This window comes from Pseudoroseomonas ludipueritiae (genome assembly GCF_014490445.1).
In the GTDB taxonomy this organism is placed as follows: domain Bacteria; phylum Pseudomonadota; class Alphaproteobacteria; order Acetobacterales; family Acetobacteraceae; genus Pseudoroseomonas; species Pseudoroseomonas ludipueritiae.
Window position 1 is genome coordinate 2,037 of the sequence record NZ_JACTUZ010000108.1, and the last position, 14,051, is coordinate 16,087.

General features: G+C 69.3%; 15 protein-coding genes and 1 tRNA gene. 7 read left to right on the forward strand and 9 right to left on the reverse strand.

The window, feature by feature from the left end; genetic code table 11:
* The first annotated feature begins 57 nt into the window (after positions 1-57).
* Positions 58-132: a hypothetical protein gene (locus tag IBL25_RS27720; RefSeq protein ID WP_456315876.1), complete on the forward strand. Its 75-nt coding sequence runs from the start codon at positions 58-60 to the stop codon at positions 130-132.
* Here IBL25_RS27720 and IBL25_RS18520 read toward each other — a convergent pair.
* On the reverse strand, positions 129-1,037 hold the full coding sequence (locus IBL25_RS18520; protein ID WP_187780006.1) for a protein-methionine-sulfoxide reductase heme-binding subunit MsrQ: 909 nt from the start codon (positions 1,035-1,037) through the stop codon (positions 129-131). The genes IBL25_RS27720 and IBL25_RS18520 overlap by 4 nt on opposite strands.
* Positions 1,038-1,163: 126 nt before the next feature.
* Between IBL25_RS18520 and copM the strand changes: the two genes are divergently transcribed.
* The 3 genes from copM to IBL25_RS18535 all read left to right on the forward strand — a co-directional run bounded on the left by copM (position 1,164) and on the right by IBL25_RS18535 (position 4,078).
* Entirely contained in the window at positions 1,164-1,514 is a 351-nt protein-coding gene (gene copM, locus IBL25_RS18525; protein ID WP_187780007.1) for a CopM family metallochaperone, read from the forward strand.
* Between the two features lie 74 nt (positions 1,515-1,588).
* The gene (locus IBL25_RS18530) at positions 1,589-2,425 is read left to right on the forward strand and encodes an RNA methyltransferase (protein WP_187780008.1); all 837 of its coding nucleotides are present in this window, start codon (positions 1,589-1,591) and stop codon (positions 2,423-2,425) included.
* A 66-nt stretch (positions 2,426-2,491) separates the two neighbouring features.
* Positions 2,492-4,078 (forward strand): ABC transporter substrate-binding protein, encoded by a 1,587-nt coding sequence (locus IBL25_RS18535; protein WP_187780009.1) that lies wholly within the window; start codon positions 2,492-2,494, stop codon positions 4,076-4,078.
* A gap of 8 nt (positions 4,079-4,086) precedes the next feature.
* On the opposite strand, the gene IBL25_RS18540 is transcribed toward IBL25_RS18535, so the two are convergent.
* The 3 genes from IBL25_RS18540 to IBL25_RS18550 form a co-directional block, all read right to left on the reverse strand.
* Positions 4,087-4,272, reverse strand: a complete 186-nt coding sequence (locus tag IBL25_RS18540; RefSeq protein WP_187780010.1) for a phage tail protein — start codon at positions 4,270-4,272, stop codon at positions 4,087-4,089.
* Between the two features lie 11 nt (positions 4,273-4,283).
* Positions 4,284-5,645, reverse strand: a complete 1,362-nt coding sequence (gorA, locus tag IBL25_RS18545; RefSeq protein ID WP_187780011.1) for a glutathione-disulfide reductase — start codon at positions 5,643-5,645, stop codon at positions 4,284-4,286.
* Positions 5,646-5,728: 83 nt separating this feature from the next.
* The gene (locus IBL25_RS18550) at positions 5,729-7,207 is read right to left on the reverse strand and encodes an NAD-dependent succinate-semialdehyde dehydrogenase (RefSeq protein WP_187780012.1); all 1,479 of its coding nucleotides are present in this window, start codon (positions 7,205-7,207) and stop codon (positions 5,729-5,731) included.
* A 213-nt stretch (positions 7,208-7,420) separates the two neighbouring features.
* Here IBL25_RS18550 and IBL25_RS18555 point away from each other — a divergent pair, with 213 nt between their 5' ends.
* The gene (locus IBL25_RS18555) at positions 7,421-7,573 is read left to right on the forward strand and encodes a DUF3309 family protein (RefSeq protein WP_187780013.1); all 153 of its coding nucleotides are present in this window, start codon (positions 7,421-7,423) and stop codon (positions 7,571-7,573) included.
* A 178-nt stretch (positions 7,574-7,751) separates the two neighbouring features.
* Here the strand turns inward: IBL25_RS18555 and IBL25_RS18560 are convergent, their stop codons facing one another.
* The 3 genes from IBL25_RS18560 to glmU form a co-directional block, all read right to left on the reverse strand.
* Positions 7,752-8,186 carry a hypothetical protein gene (locus IBL25_RS18560; RefSeq protein WP_187780014.1) on the reverse strand — a complete coding sequence of 145 codons (435 nt, stop codon included), beginning with the start codon at positions 8,184-8,186 and terminating at the stop codon, positions 7,752-7,754.
* A gap of 154 nt (positions 8,187-8,340) precedes the next feature.
* Positions 8,341-10,164, reverse strand: a complete 1,824-nt coding sequence (gene glmS / locus IBL25_RS18565) for a glutamine--fructose-6-phosphate transaminase (isomerizing) (RefSeq protein WP_187780015.1) — start codon at positions 10,162-10,164, stop codon at positions 8,341-8,343.
* The gene (gene glmU / locus IBL25_RS18570) at positions 10,164-11,498 is read right to left on the reverse strand and encodes a bifunctional UDP-N-acetylglucosamine diphosphorylase/glucosamine-1-phosphate N-acetyltransferase GlmU (protein WP_187780016.1); all 1,335 of its coding nucleotides are present in this window, start codon (positions 11,496-11,498) and stop codon (positions 10,164-10,166) included. The genes glmS and glmU overlap by 1 nt, the downstream gene beginning before the upstream one ends.
* A gap of 89 nt (positions 11,499-11,587) precedes the next feature.
* Between glmU and gph the strand changes: the two genes are divergently transcribed.
* Complete coding sequence (gene gph, locus IBL25_RS18575; protein ID WP_187780017.1) at positions 11,588-12,250, forward strand: phosphoglycolate phosphatase; 663 nt, start codon at positions 11,588-11,590, stop codon at positions 12,248-12,250.
* Here the strand turns inward: gph and IBL25_RS18580 are convergent.
* Entirely contained in the window at positions 12,148-13,008 is an 861-nt protein-coding gene (locus IBL25_RS18580; protein WP_187780018.1) for a DUF3108 domain-containing protein, read from the reverse strand. The genes gph and IBL25_RS18580 overlap by 103 nt on opposite strands.
* Positions 13,009-13,110: 102 nt before the next feature.
* Here IBL25_RS18580 and IBL25_RS18585 point away from each other — a divergent pair.
* Positions 13,111-13,185 (forward strand) — tRNA-Val (locus IBL25_RS18585).
* A gap of 103 nt (positions 13,186-13,288) precedes the next feature.
* Here the strand turns inward: IBL25_RS18585 and IBL25_RS18590 are convergent.
* A complete protein-coding gene (locus IBL25_RS18590) occupies positions 13,289-13,819 on the reverse strand; it encodes an EF-hand domain-containing protein (protein ID WP_187780019.1) in 531 nt (176 codons plus the stop codon).
* Positions 13,820-14,051: the final 232 nt, after the last annotated feature.

Consider the following 14,051-nt stretch of genomic DNA (forward strand, 5'->3'; position numbering starts at 1 on the left):
TACATCGCGGCCCGCCTCGCCGCCCGCGCCGCCAAGAACTGGGCGGAAGCGGACCGCATCCGCGCGGAACTCACGGCCCAGGGCATCGTGTTGGAGGATTCCGCCGCCGGCACCACCTGGCGCCGGGCCTAGGCCACTTCCGGGCGCCGTGCTCCGGCGCGGGCGCGGCGCTTCGGCTGCCGCGCCTGCCGCCACCGGCCGAAAGCACCCACCGCCAGCATTCCAGCCGAGACAATCCCGACCCAGAGGGCGGGGCGCAAACCGAATTCCACATCCAGATTGGCCATCAGCACCGGCCAGAAGGGCGCGCCGGTGCCGATGCCATACCAGCCGGCCTCCAGCAGCGCGGTGCCCGCCGCCGCCAGCGGCACCAGCAAGGCCTGCCGCCACAGGGACGGCGCAGCGCCCTGAGGCGCCAGCAGCCGGTAGCCCATCAGCCAAAGGAAGAGGCCGGCGGTCAGCATGGCCTCCGTCACGTCGAGCTTGGTTTGCAGCACGAAATGCACCAGCGCCAGGATGGCGATGCCATAGACGGCCCGGTGCAGCAGTTGCCAGCGCCGCCCGCCCATCCGCTTCACCCATCCATCCGTGGAGGTGACGCCCAGCGCGACCAGCCCGGCCAGGGCGATGAAGCCGATGGTCAGGTAGAAGCGCAGCGCGATCTCGGACACGACCTTGCCGAGGTTGAAGCCCATGTCCGTGACATAAAGAAACAGATGCGCCAGGGCATAGGCCATGGCCGCCACGCCGACCATGCGGCGCACCAGCATCACCCTTGGCTGCCGCAGCATCTGCCGCAGCGGTGTCACCAGCAACGACAGCAGCAGGATGCGGATGGCCCAGAGGCCGGTCTGGTGGATCGCCTCCGTATAGGGGCGCGGCCCCAGGGAATGGGTGGCGGCCAGCCAGGCCAGCCAAAGCGCCGGCAGGCAGAGGCCGGCCAGCACCGCCAGCTTGAAGGGCGAAAAGTCTCCCTGGCGGTCGCGCCATGGCGCGCTGAGAAGAGGCGCCGGGGCGGAAAGGGCACGTGCTGTCATGCGCGCGGGCATCCTGCTGTCGTTCCGCAGATGTGGGCGGCCCTGTGCGGAACGGAAGGATTGAGGGCTTGCCTTCCCATGGGGGCAAGGATGCATCTGCGGCGGATGCATTGGAGAAACCGTTTCATGAAGTCCTTTGTCCTTGCCTCCGCCCTGCTTCTCCCCCTGGCCGGCACGGCGCTGGCGCAGCATGCGGGCCATGGCGCCCCGGCCGCTGCCGCCGAGACGCCCGCCACCCGCGCCTACCGGGACGCGATGGCGCGGACGCACCGGGACATGGACATTCCCCTGACCGGCGACCCTGACCGCGACTTCGCCGCCGGCATGATCCCGCATCACCAGGGCGCCATCGACATGGCGCGGATCGAGCTGGAACACGGCAAGGACCCGGAGATGCGCCGCATGGCGCAGGAAATCATCGTGGCACAGGAAAAGGAGATCGCGCAGCTCCGCGCCTTCCTGGCCCGGCGGCGCTAAGCCCTTTTCCCGGCGGCGCGGCGGGGCTATCGGGGCGCCATGCGCATGAAGCCCCCTGCCCCCAGCACCGCACCATGACCGGCCGTGACGGCGGCGCCGACCTAGCGCCCTTGCCGGGCGAGAGCCCCATCGTCGTGCTGGTGCGCCCGCAGCTGGCCGAGAATATCGGCATGGTGGCGCGCGCCATGGCCAATGGCGGGCTCTTCCACCTGCGCCTCGTCGCCCCGCGGGATGGCTGGCCGCTGGAGCGTGCCTGGTATGCTTCCTCCGGCGCCGACCGCATCCTGGATGCCGCCACGGTCCACCCGACGGTGGCCGATGCGGTGGCGGACTGCCGCCGCGTCTTTGCCACCTGCCCGCGCCCCCGCCATGTGATCGTGCCGGTTCATACGGCACGCGGCGCGGCGGAGGAGCTGGTGAAGATCTGCCGGGGCGACGAGCACCGCGTCGCCATCCTCTTCGGCCCTGAGCGCGCGGGGTTGGAGGCCGAGGACATGGCCCGGGCCGATACGCTGGTGCGTTACCCGCTGAACCCCCGGCACATGTCGCTGAACCTGGCGCAGGCCGTGATGATCATGGCCTATGAATGGTGGAACGCGGCCGAGGACCAGACGCCCCCGCGCCAGTTCATGACCAACGAGACCAGCGTCGCCACCAAGGGCGAGCTGGACAACTTCCTGGAGCGGCTGGTGCGGGAGCTGGATGCCTCTGGCTTCCTGGACAACCACCCCAAGCGCGCCGGCATGGTGCGCAACCTGCGCCACTGGTTCAACCGGGGCGAGGTGACGACCCAGGAACTTCGCACCTTGCACGGTGTGGTCAGCGAACTTTCCAAGGGCCGCATGCTGCGCGGCCGCCCGGCGGAGGAAGACCCGCCGCCGCCCTGGCTGGAAGAAACACTGCCGCGTTGACCCCTTCGCGAAGGGCTGCCTAGTCTCCTCCCAAGTCCCGCCAAAGGGACAAGGGAGGATAACATCATGCATCGCCGCACCCTGCTGCAGGGCGCCGCGCTGGGCGGGTTTGCCCTGGCGCGCCCGGCCCTCGCGCAGCCTGCCAAGGCTTCGACCCTGCGCTTCGTGCCGCAGGCCAATCTGACGGCCCTGGACCCGATCTGGACCTCGGCGATCGTCACCCAGATCCATGGCTACCATGTCTATGACACGCTCTATGGCGTGAATGCGGAACAGCGCCCGCTGCCGCAGATGGCGGAAGGCCATACCGTCTCGGACGACAAGCTGACCTGGCGCATCAGGCTGCGAGAAGGCTTGCGCTTCCACGATGGCGAGCCCGTGCTGGCCCGCGACGCCGCCGCCAGCCTGGAGCGCTGGTCCAAGCGCGACCCCTTCGGGCAATTGCTGGCCAAGGTGGTGGAACGCTGGGGCACCGCGGACGACCGCACGGTCGAGATCCGGCTCACCCGCCCCTTCCCCATGCTGCTGGACGCCATCGCCAAGCCCGATGCCAATGTCGCCTTCATCATGCCGGAGCGGCTGGCGCGCACCGATGCCAATACGCAGATCTCCGAGGTGATCGGCTCCGGCCCCTATCGCTTCGTGAAGGAGGAGTTCAGCACCGGCAGCCGCTCGGTTTACGCCAAGTTCGACCGCTACGTGCCGCGCGAGGGCACGCCGGATTGGACCAGCGGCGGCAAGGCCGCGCATTACAACCGTGTCGAATGGCATGTGCTGCCCGACCCCGCCACCGCCGTCGCCGCGCTCAGCAACGGCGAGGTCGATTGGGTGGACCAGCCGCTCAGCGACCTCGTCCCGACCCTGCAGCGCAACCGCAACGTGAAGGTCGATATCCTCGCCACCTCGGGCAATCTCAGCCTGATGCGGCTGAACCACCTGCATCCACCCTTCAACAACCCGAAGGTGCGGCGCGCGGTGGCGCTGGCCGTCAGCCAGGCCGACTACATGCGCGTGACGATGGGCGACGACCAGTCCGTCTGGCGGGAGTGCCACAGCCTCTTCCCCTGCGGCACGCCCTGGGCCACCGAGAATCTCTCGGAACTCAACAGCCCGCCGCGCAGCCTGGACCGCGCCAAGGCCGCCCTGGCGGAATCAGGCTATCGCGGGGAGAAGGTGGTGATCATCAACCCCACTGATTTCCCGCTGATCGGCCCGCACGGGCAGCTCACGGCGGATGTCCTGTCCAAGATCGGCATGAATGTCGACCTGATGGAAAGCGACTGGGGCACCGTGGTGCAGCGCCGCGCCTCGCGCGAACCGGTGGAGAAAGGCGGCTGGAGCATCTTCCACACCTATGGCTCCGCCATGGCCTATCTGAACCCGGCCGTCTCCTCCCTGGTGAAGGGCACGGGCGAGACCGGCTGGTTCGGCTGGTACAAGAGCCCGGAGATGGAGGAACTGATCCAGACCTGGCTGGATGCGCCGGACCAGGCCACCCAGCGCCGTATCGCGGATGAGGTGAACAAGAAGGCGCAGGATGATGTCGCCACCATCCCGCTCGGCCAGTTCTTTGTCCGTACCGCCTACCGCAACAACCTGACCGGCTTCGTGAAGGGCAGCATGCCTTATCCCTGGAGCGTGCGGCCGGCCTGACCGCCGCTTCAGTGCATCCGCATGATGGGCGCCCGGTCCACCTTCCAGGACTCGGGCCAGGCGCCCATCTTCTCCACCACCACCAGCCCGATGGCCAGCAACAGCGCCACCAGCATGACGGTCGCCTTGCGGCGGCTGGGCGGGTTGCGCACCAGCCGCGACAGGAAGATGGTTAGCCGCAGCAGCGGACCCATGGCCTGCCGCCTCAGCCCACCTGGCGCGCCATGCTGCGCAGAGTGACGAATTCCTCGGCCGCCGTGGGGTGGATGCCGATAGTGGCGTCGAAATCCTGCTTGGTGGCGCCGGAGACGATCGCGATGGCGATGCCCTGCATCATCTCCGGCGCATCGTCGCCCAACATATGCGCGCCCACCACCTTCTGCGTGGCGCGGTCCACCACCAGCTTCATCAGCGTCTTGCGCGGGCTCTTGCTGATGGTGTGGCGCATGGGCGTGAAGCGCGTCAGGTAGATATCCACCGGGCCCTGCGCCGCCGCTTCCTCTTCCGTCAGGCCCACTGTGGCGGCGGGGGGGATGGTGAAGACAGCAGTGGGCACGTTCTTCAGGCTGGCGGTGCGCGGGCGGTTGCCGAAGAGCGTATCGGCCAGGGCATGGCCCTGGGCCGTCGCCACCGGCGTCAGGTTCAACTGGTCCGTCACATCGCCCAGTGCGAAGATATGCGGCTGGCGCGTCGTCTGGTTGGCATCCACCGGAATGGCGCCGAAGCGGCCGGTCAGGATATCGACCGCCTCCAGGTTCAGGCCGCGGGTATTGGGCTGGCGGCCGGTGGCGAACATCACCGCATCCACCGTGACATGGTGGCCGGCGGTGGTGGTGACGCAGATGCCACCCTCCTGCTTCTCCAGCTTCGTCACCTCATGCCCGATATGCTGGGTGATGCCGCGCGCATCCAGCGCGTCCCGCATCGCCTCCCGCATATCCTGGTCGAAGCCGCGCAGCGGCAGCGGCTGGCGGTAGAGCAGGTCCACCTCCGCCCCCAGCCCGCGCAGCAGCGAGGCGAATTCCAGCGCGATATAGCCGCCGCCCACCACCGCCACGCGCTTCGGCAATTCCTCCAGCGTGAAGAGGTCGTCGGAGATCATGCCGAGTTCAGCGCCGGGAATCTCCGGCTTCAGCGCATGGCCGCCGACGGCGATCACGATCCGCTCCGCCGTCACGCGCCGGCCGCCGACATCCAGCGTATGGGCATCGATGAAGCTGGCGCGGCATTCGAAGGGCGTGACGCCGGCATTGGCCAGCAGCCGGCCATAAATGGCGGAAAGGCGCTGCACCTCGGCATCCCGCGCCTGCTTCAGGGTCTGCCAGTCATGCGCGCCCGCCTGCATCTCCAGCCAGCCGAAGGCTTTCCCTTCCTCCGCCCAGAGGCCGTATTCGGCGGCATTGACCATGATCTTCTTGGGCACGCAGCCGACATTGACGCAGGTGCCGCCCCAGAAGCGTTCCTCCGCCACCGCCACGCGGGCGCCATGCGTCGCCGCGATGCGGGCGCAGCGCACGCCAGCCGAGCCGCCGCCGATGACGAAAAGGTCGAAGTCATAGGCGGACATGCAGCGGCTCCCGGAAAAAGGTCACGGCGGCAGAGATGCCCTCCGCCGCCGTGCCGTCAAGTCAGCGCGGGTCTGCCCCGCATTCAGGCGCCGATGCCACCGAGCGCCAGATACTTGGTTTCCAGGTATTCCTCGATGCCGTGGCTGCTGCCCTCGCGGCCCAGGCCGGACTGCTTGAAGCCGCCGAAAGGCGCCTCGGCGGTGGAGATGATGCCCTCGTTGATGCCGATGATGCCGTATTCCAGCGCTTCGGCCACGCGGAAGATGCGGCCGACATCGCGCGAGTAGAAATAGGCGGCGAGGCCGAACTCGGTGTCATTGGCCAGCTTGATGGCCTCCTGCTCCGTCTTGAAGCGGAAGAGCGGCGCGACGGGGCCGAAGGTTTCCTCGCGGAAGATCAGCGCGTCATGCGGCACCTCGGCCAGCACGGTGGGCTGGAAGAAATTGCCGCCCTTCTCGTGCGGCTTGCCGCCGGTGACGACCTTGGCGCCCTTGGAGAGGGCGTCGTTGATATGCTCCTGCACCTTCTTCACCGCATCGGCATTGATCAGCGGGCCCTGGGTGACGCCCTCCTCCATGCCATTGCCGACCTTCAGCGCCTCGACCGCCGCCTTCAGCTTGGCGGAGAAGGCCTCATAGACCCCTTCCTGCACCAACACGCGGTTGGCGCAGACGCAGGTCTGCCCGGTGTTGCGGTACTTCGACGCGATGGCGCCCTTCACCGCTTCATCGAGGTCGGCATCGTCGAAGACAATGAAGGGCGCGTTGCCGCCCAGTTCCATCGAGGTCTTCTTGATGGTCTCGGCGCATTGCGCCAGCAGCACGCGGCCGACTTCGGTGGAGCCGGTGAAGGAGAGCTTCCGCACCAGCGGATTGGCCGTCAGTTCCTTGCCGGTGGCGGAGGACGGGCCGGTGATGACGTTGCAGACGCCCTTCGGCATCCCCACCCGCTCCGCCAGCACCGCGATGGCCAGCGCGGAGAAAGGCGTCTGCGAGGCCGGGCGGATGACACCGGTGCAGCCCGCCGCCCAGCCGGGGCCGGCCTTGCGGGTGATCATGGCGGCCGGGAAGTTCCAGGGCGTGATGGCGGCGAAGACGCCCACCGGCTCCTTGGTGACGAGGATGCGGCGGCCCTTGGCGTTCTGCGGGATGGTCTCGCCATTCACGCGGCGGGCTTCCTCGGCGAACCATTCGATGAAGCTGGCGGCATAGGACACCTCCCCCTTCGATTCCGCCAGGGGCTTGCCCTGCTCCGCCGTCATGATGGCGGCGAGGTCATCGGCATTGGCCAGCATGGCGGCCGCGAGCTTCTTCAGGATGGCCGCGCGCTCGCTGGCCAGCATGGCGCGCCAGGCGGGCCAGGCGGCATTGGCGGCCTCGATGGCGCGGCGCGTCTCCGCCTGCCCCATGGAGGGCACGGTGCCGACCAGCTCACCCGTCGCGGGGTTGCGCACTTCCAGCACCTTGCCGGAATCGGACTTCACCCAGGCGCCGTCAATGAAATTGGCCTGCCGCAGCAGGTCCGGGTCCTTCAGCGGCAGCTTGGAGAGAGCATCGAGCATGACGTTTCCCTTTCCCAACGTCCGGCCATGGAAGCCCGGCCAGGTCGCGTTCTGCCGGAACGTTACGCCCGGCCGGGGTCGCTGTCAGCCCAGGCAGCGGGATTCCGGCCCTGGTCCTGAAACATTCCGCCGCTATCCCGCGTTCAGCCCGCACATCCGGCACGGCCGGGGTCAAGCCGCCATCCGGCGGTTTACAAGCGCAAGAGGGACGCCATGGGTCTCATTCTCCTGATCATTGTGATCCTGCTGCTGATCGGCGCCTTGCCGCGCTGGGGCTATAGCTCGGGCTGGGGCTACGGCCCTTCCGGCGGCCTGGGGCTGATCCTGATCATCCTGCTGATCCTGATCCTGATGGGCAGAATCTAACAGGCGCAGCCGCGCGGCCACCCGGCCGCGCGGCATCCCCCGTCAGACGCCCGTCATCGGCACGGGCTGCTCCTGCACGCGGGCTGACAGCCACCACATCTTCGTACTGTCGATGATAGTGGCGCAGGCCGGCGGGAACAGCAGCGGCAACAAGCAGCCAGGGTGAGGATTCCGCGCCTCAGCGGCCGGCAGGAGCTGGCGGCGGCAGGGCCTTCAGCGCCAGTTCCAGCGCCTCGGGCAATGCGCCGGAATGCAGGGCGCGGGTGATGCGTTGGGCCGCCACCAGGCGCGGGCCGGATTTCTCCAGCACCACCGCCGCCCAGATCGCCACCGCCACGCCGGCGGCCAGGGCGATATGCAATTGCACGAGCACCAGCAGCATCCCACCATGCAGCGGCGCCAGGAACACCGCCAGCGCCACGGCCATGCCCGCCAGGGTCAGGCCCAGGGCCAGCATCAGGTCGATCCGCGCCAGCCGCACCGTGATGGCGGCTTCCTGCCGCAGGCGCGGCAGGGCGGCATCCAAAGGGTTCCGCACCATCGGCGCGCTGCCACGGCTGGCCAGATAGCGGCGGGCCAGGAATTCGGTCCGGGCAGGACGGGTCCAGCTCATGGTACGGCTCCGGCAAAAGTTCATGCTGCATTGCAGCATTACGCCGACGAGCCGCCTTCCGCCAAGGCAGGGACATGGAGCCTCTGCCATGGGCGAGATGCATGGAACGGGTCGGGCTGGCTCTAGAACAAAGAGCCGGCCCGGCCGGTTGCCCTTATTCGACCGTCACCGCCTTGGCGAGATTGCGCGGCTGGTCCACGTCGGTGCCCTTCATGACCGCGACGTGATAGGCCAGAAGCTGCACCGGAATGGCGTGCAGGATGGGTGCCACGAAGGGGTCCACCGTCGGCAGCACCACCACGCGCTCGGCGAAGCGGCGCAGGGCCGGCGCGCCCTCGGCATCCGTGAAGGCCATGATGCGGCCGCCCCGCGCCGCCGCTTCCTGCAGGTTGGAGGCCGTCTTCTCGAAGAGCGGTCCGCTCGGGCAAAGCGCGATTACCGGCACCGCCGGGTCGATCAACGCGATGGGGCCGTGCTTCATCTCGCCGGCGGCATAGCCCTCGGCATGGATGTAGCTTAGCTCCTTCAGCTTCAGCGCGCCTTCCAGCGCGATCGGGTACAGGCTGCCACGGCCAAGGAAGAGCACGTCCCGCGCGGCCGTGATCTCCTTCGCCAGGTCCATGATCTCGTCATTGCTCTCCAGCAGCGTGGCGGCATGGCCGGGCACTTCCAGCAGGGCGGCGGTCAGGCGCGCTTCCTCATCGGCCGAGAGCACGCCACGGGCGCGGCCGAAACCCAGCGCAAGGCAGGCCAGCACCGCAAGCTGCGCCGTGAAGGCCTTGGTGGAGGCGACGCCGATCTCCGGCCCCGCCACCGTCAGCACGGCGCCGTCGCTTTCGCGCGCCATGCTGCTCTCGTCCACATTGACGATGGAGAGCACGGATTGCTTGAGCTGCCGCAGCAGGCGCAGCGCCGCCAGGGTATCCGCCGTCTCGCCGGACTGGCTGACCAGAATGGCGGCGCCGCCTTCCGGCAGCACCGGGTCGCGGTAGCGCAATTCGCTGGCGATGTCGGAATCCACTGGCACGCGCGCCACCTGCTCCAGCCAATAGCGCCCGACCTGCGCCGCCAGATAGGCGGAGCCGCAGGCGGAGAGCGTCAGGCGCGGCACGGTCGCCGGGTCGAAGGGCAGCGACGGCAGGGCGGCGGCGCGGCTGGCGGGGTCGATATACTGGCGCAGCGTGTCGCCCAGCACGACCGGGTGCTCATGGAGTTCCTTTTCCATGAAGTGCCGGTAGTTGCCCTTGCCCACGGCGGCGCCGGAAAAGGCGGTCAGCTTGATCTGCCGCTGCACCGGCCGGTCCTCGGCATCGAAGAAATCGGCGCCCCCGGCGGTGACCACGGCCCAGTCGCCTTCTTCCATGTAAGCGATGCGGCGCGTCAGCGGGGAAAGCGCCAGGGCATCGGAGCCGACGAACATCTCCTCCTCGCCATAGCCCACGGCCAGCGGGCTGCCGCGGCGGGCGGCGATCATCTTGCTGCCATGGCCGGCGAAGATCATCGCCAGGCCGAAGGCGCCATGCAGCCGCTTCAGCGTGGCCGAGGTCGCATCCTCCGGCGAGGCGCCGGTGGCCAGATGGTGGTCCATCAGCTTGGCGACGGTCTCGGTATCCGTCTCGGTCTCGAAGACCACGCCCTTGGCCTCAAGCTCGGCGCGCAGCTCGGCATGGTTCTCGATGATGCCGTTATGCACCACGGAAACGCGGGCGGTGCCATGCGGGTGCGCGTTGCGCTCCGTCGGCGCACCATGGGTGGCCCAGCGGGTATGGCCGATGCCGGTGGTGCCGGGCAGCGGCTGGCGCTCCAGCACGCCGGCCAGGTTGACCAGCTTCCCCTCGGCGCGGCGGCGCTCGATATGGCCATTCACCAGCGTGGCGATGCCGGCGCTGTCATAGCCCCGGTATTCCAGCCGCCGCAGGCCTTCCAGAAGACGCGGGGCGGCATCCTCGCGCCCCACCACACCGACGATGCCGCACATCAGCTTTTCTTCCCTGTCTGCCGTTGCGCGCGGAAAGCCGCCGCCGCGCCGGGTTTTTCCGACTGCCGCGCCCGGCCGAAGGCCATGGCATCGGGCGCCACATCCGCCGTGATGACGGAGCCGGCGGCGGTGAAGGCACCATCCCCCACCGTGACCGGCGCCACCAGCACGCTGTCCGAGCCGATGAAGACCCCTGCCCCGATCCGGGTGCGGGACTTCACGAAGCCATCGTAATTGCAGGTGATGGTGCCGGCGCCGATGTTGGACTTGGCGCCGATCTCCGCATCGCCCAGGTAGCTGAGGTGGTTGGCCTTGGCCCCCGGCCCCAGCAAAGTGTTCTTCAGCTCGACGAAATTGCCGACATGCGCGGCGGGGCCGATGTCGCTGCCCGGCCGCAGCCGCGCATAGGGGCCGACGATGGCGCCCGCGCGCACCACGCAGCCTTCCAGGTGGCTGAAGGCGCGGATGGTGGCGCCATCCTCCACCCGCACGCCGGGGCCGAAGACCACATGCGGCTCCACCGTCACGTCCTGGCCCAGCACCGTGTCATGGCTGAAGACCACGCTCTCCGGCAGGGTCAGGGTCGCGCCGCCCATCATGGCGGCCAGGCGCAGGCGCGCCTGCACCTCGGCCTCGGCCTCGGCCAGCTCGGCGCGGCTGTTGATGCCGCGCAGCTCGGCCTCCGGCGCCTCCACCGCGCGGACGCGGATGCCATCCTGCACCGCCAGGGGCACGATATCGGGCAGATAGTATTCGCCGGCGCGGTTGTCGTTGCGCACGCCGCGCAGCCAGCGGAACAGGTCGCCGGCCGGGGCGCAGAGCACGCCGGCATTGCAAAGGGTGATTTCGCGCTCGGCCTCCGTCGCATCGGCGTATTCGACGATGCGCGTCACATCCCCGGCGGCATCCTGCACCACGCGGCCATAACGGTTCTCGCCGGCGGGGCGCAGGGCCAGCAGGGCCAGCCCGGCTTCCTCCCGCATGGCGCGCAGGCGCTTGAGCGTATCCTGCGTGATCAGCGGGTTGTCGGCGTAGAGCACCGCCACGTCGCCCTCGAAGCCTTCCAGCAGCGGCGCGGCCTGAAGCGCGGCATGGCCGGTGCCCAGGCGCTCCGCCTGCACCACGGTCGGGTGCGGCGCGGCGGCGCGTTCCAGCGTCGGCATGTCGGGGCCGACGACCACAATGATGCGGTCGAACACGCCTTCGCAGGCGGCGATCAGATGGTTGAGCATGGGCCGGCCCGCCAGCGCATGCATGGCCTTGGGCTGCTTGGAGCGCATGCGGGTGCCGAGACCGGCGGCGAGGAGGATGGCGGCGGCTTGCATGCTGCCCATCTGCCCATACCCCGGGCTTACGGCAAGGGCCCCGTTTGGCACATCACCGTCACTTCGCGTTGCCGGGCGAAACATGGCATGTCCATGTCATGCAACCGACCGCCGTCTTCGACCTCGACGGCACGCTGGTGGACAGCGTGCCCGATATTCATGCCGCCCTGAACCGCCTGATGGCGGCGCATGGCGAGCCCCCTTTCACCTTGCAGGAAGTGGTGGGCTTCATCGGCGATGGCGTGCCGACGCTGCTGGCCCGCGCCTTCGCCGCGCGCGGCCGCGAGCCGGATGCCGCCGCCCTGCCGGGCTTCCTGGTGGATTACGAAGCCAGTGCCGCCCAGCATACCCGGCCCTTCGAGGGCATTCCGGCGGTGCTGGAAGCGCTGAAGGCCGCAGGCTGGCGCATGGCCGTCTGCACCAACAAGCCGGTGGCGGCGGCGCATGTGGTGCTGGATGCGCTGGACCTGTCCCACTACTTCGCGGCGGTGGGCGGCGGCGATAGCTTCCCGGTGCGCAAGCCCGACCCGGCGCATCTGCTGGCGACGCTGCAGGCCGCTGGCGGCAACCCCGCCCACGCCGTGATGATCGGCGACCACCACAACGACATCGCTGCCGCGCGCGGCGCTGGCGTGGCGCCGGTTTTTGTCGCCTGGGGCTATGGCCCTCTCGCGGCCGCCGATGGCGCCCCGGTCGCGGCACGGCCATCGGAACTGCCAGCGCTGCTGGCCGCCGCCACCGGCCCCACTTCCATCAGGTAAACCGAAAGGGCCCCCAGCCAGCGGCTGGGGATCTCCAGCCGCACCGGGATCGGGATATCCCCGGGCCGGGGCGGCGCCAGCCAGGCCGTGCCTTCCTGCGGCTCGCGCGCCCGGTCTCCGTTGTCGTTGCGTCGGAAGCCGGCGATCTGGCGGCCGGTGAAGGCGCAACGCGTCGCCTCCCCATGCCACGCCGTGCTCCAGGGGAAAAGGCGGTCGCGGCCGGCGGTGCGCGTCTGCATCTCCACCCGCCGGGCGCCGTCATAGATCGAGGCACGCCCGTCGCAGCGCCCCGTCTCGGCCACCAGTCGGATCAGCTGCGCCGTGGCGGAAAGCTGGTCGATGGTGTCGCGCGTCATGTCCTGCGGCACCGGCTCGCGCTCCGGGTCCTCTTGCGGCAGGCGCTGGCGCATCGCCGGCTGGCCACCGGGGTAATCCAGCACCACCCGGCGGGGTTCGCCGCGCCATGTGCCGTCCATGACATAGCGGCCGGGGCGGGCCTCGCCGCCGGCCCACCGCCCTTCGGAAAGCGCGCTGAAGCGGGCGCTGCCGAAGAGCCGGGCTAGGCCGGTGCTGCGCCAGTCCGCGCGAATGGCGTAGCGGCCCGGCGTGTCGAGGTCGAAGACCGCCTCCACCTGCAGCAGCTGCACGCCCCCGCCCCGCACGCTGTAGATAGCTCGCAAAGGCTCCGCCACGGCGGGGGCTGCGAGGGCGGCCAGCGGGATGGCGAGCAAGGCGATGGCGCGGTGCATGCCGGCCATATGGGGGTGGCTTCGCATTACAAAAGAACACGACAACGAAACAATCCGGAGGGCCGCTTGACAGGACTCTGCCTACGCCGTATTTCCCGCCCCGTCCCCGATGGGCGCGTAGCTCAGCGGTAGAGCATTCGCTTCACACGCGAAGGGTCACAGGTTCAATCCCTGTCGCGCCCACCATCGGGGACATTTCCACACATCTTAATAAGTGCTGCACCGGTCAGACCGGCACCGCCGTTGCGCGCCCGCCATCCCGGGAGACGATGCTCCCGGGGCAGGCCCGTCAGAGCGGACGGGTATCGCCGCGTGCCGGGCCACGATGCTCGCCACGCGGGCCGCGATGGCCGCGCAGTTCCCCCGGCTCCAGCACATTGTCGCCATTGGCATCGGCGGCCCGGAACAGCGCGGCGGCCATGGGGCGCAGCTCATCCATCGTGATGCGGCCGTCCCGGTCGGCATCGGCGATGCGGAAGAAGCGGGCCTGACGCTCCTCCATCCGGCGCTGCGCCTCCGGCGGGGGCTGCCGCCGCTCCCGCCCGCTGTCGGTTCCGGGGCGGTAGGAGGCCATCTGGGCGCGCAGGAAGTTGCCCAGTTCCTCAGGCGTCATGGCGCCATCATGGTTGGCATCGGCCTCGGTGAAGCGCGCGGCGAGGAAATCCATCGCCTCGGGCTCAGCCACCCGGCCGTCGTGATTGGCATCGGCCTGCTCGAAGATCCGCATCGGGATGGAGCCAGGGCCGCGCTGCGCCAGCGCCGGCAGGGCGGTGGCGGCCAGCGCCACACCCAGGAAGCCGAAAGCGAGACTGCGTTTCATGAGGTCTTTCCCGTTCTATGAGGCAACCGGAGGCTGCCTGCGGGAAAGATGGTGGCCTGATGTAACGGGTGCATGACCCGCCGGGCGGCCGGAGTGAGGAAGTGTGACGCCCGTCGCCGGAGCGGGGCCGAGGCCCCTGCCCCGCGGGCGCTTCAGGCTTCAGCGCTGGCCCGGCTTCCTGGCCGGAACAGCGCGTGCCGGCGCTCGCAGCACGCGCGGCGCGGCGGCGCGG

Excerpts from the sequence above, each read along its gene's own strand:
- IBL25_RS18580 (WP_187780018.1), bottom strand. The coding sequence starts at position 13,008 with ATGGCCGGCATGCACCGCGCCATCGCCTTGCTCGCCATCCCGCTGGCC.
- IBL25_RS18550 (WP_187780012.1), bottom strand. The coding sequence starts at position 7,207 with ATGCTCGATGCTCTCTCCAAGCTGCCGCTGAAGGACCCGGACCTGCTG.
- IBL25_RS18560 (WP_187780014.1), bottom strand. The coding sequence starts at position 8,186 with ATGAGCTGGACCCGTCCTGCCCGGACCGAATTCCTGGCCCGCCGCTAT.
- IBL25_RS18535 (WP_187780009.1), top strand. The coding sequence starts at position 2,492 with ATGCATCGCCGCACCCTGCTGCAGGGCGCCGCGCTGGGCGGGTTTGCC.
- IBL25_RS18555 (WP_187780013.1), top strand. The coding sequence starts at position 7,421 with ATGGGTCTCATTCTCCTGATCATTGTGATCCTGCTGCTGATCGGCGCC.
- glmS (WP_187780015.1), bottom strand. The coding sequence starts at position 10,164 with ATGTGCGGCATCGTCGGTGTGGTGGGGCGCGAGGATGCCGCCCCGCGT.
- IBL25_RS18520 (WP_187780006.1), bottom strand. The coding sequence starts at position 1,037 with ATGACAGCACGTGCCCTTTCCGCCCCGGCGCCTCTTCTCAGCGCGCCA.
- gorA (WP_187780011.1), bottom strand. The coding sequence starts at position 5,645 with ATGTCCGCCTATGACTTCGACCTTTTCGTCATCGGCGGCGGCTCGGCT.
- IBL25_RS18590 (WP_187780019.1), bottom strand. The coding sequence starts at position 13,819 with ATGAAACGCAGTCTCGCTTTCGGCTTCCTGGGTGTGGCGCTGGCCGCC.
- glmU (WP_187780016.1), bottom strand. The coding sequence starts at position 11,498 with ATGGGCAGCATGCAAGCCGCCGCCATCCTCCTCGCCGCCGGTCTCGGC.
- copM (WP_187780007.1), top strand. The coding sequence starts at position 1,164 with ATGAAGTCCTTTGTCCTTGCCTCCGCCCTGCTTCTCCCCCTGGCCGGC.
- IBL25_RS18530 (WP_187780008.1), top strand. The coding sequence starts at position 1,589 with ATGACCGGCCGTGACGGCGGCGCCGACCTAGCGCCCTTGCCGGGCGAG.
- gph (WP_187780017.1), top strand. The coding sequence starts at position 11,588 with ATGCAACCGACCGCCGTCTTCGACCTCGACGGCACGCTGGTGGACAGC.
- IBL25_RS18540 (WP_187780010.1), bottom strand. The coding sequence starts at position 4,272 with ATGGGTCCGCTGCTGCGGCTAACCATCTTCCTGTCGCGGCTGGTGCGC.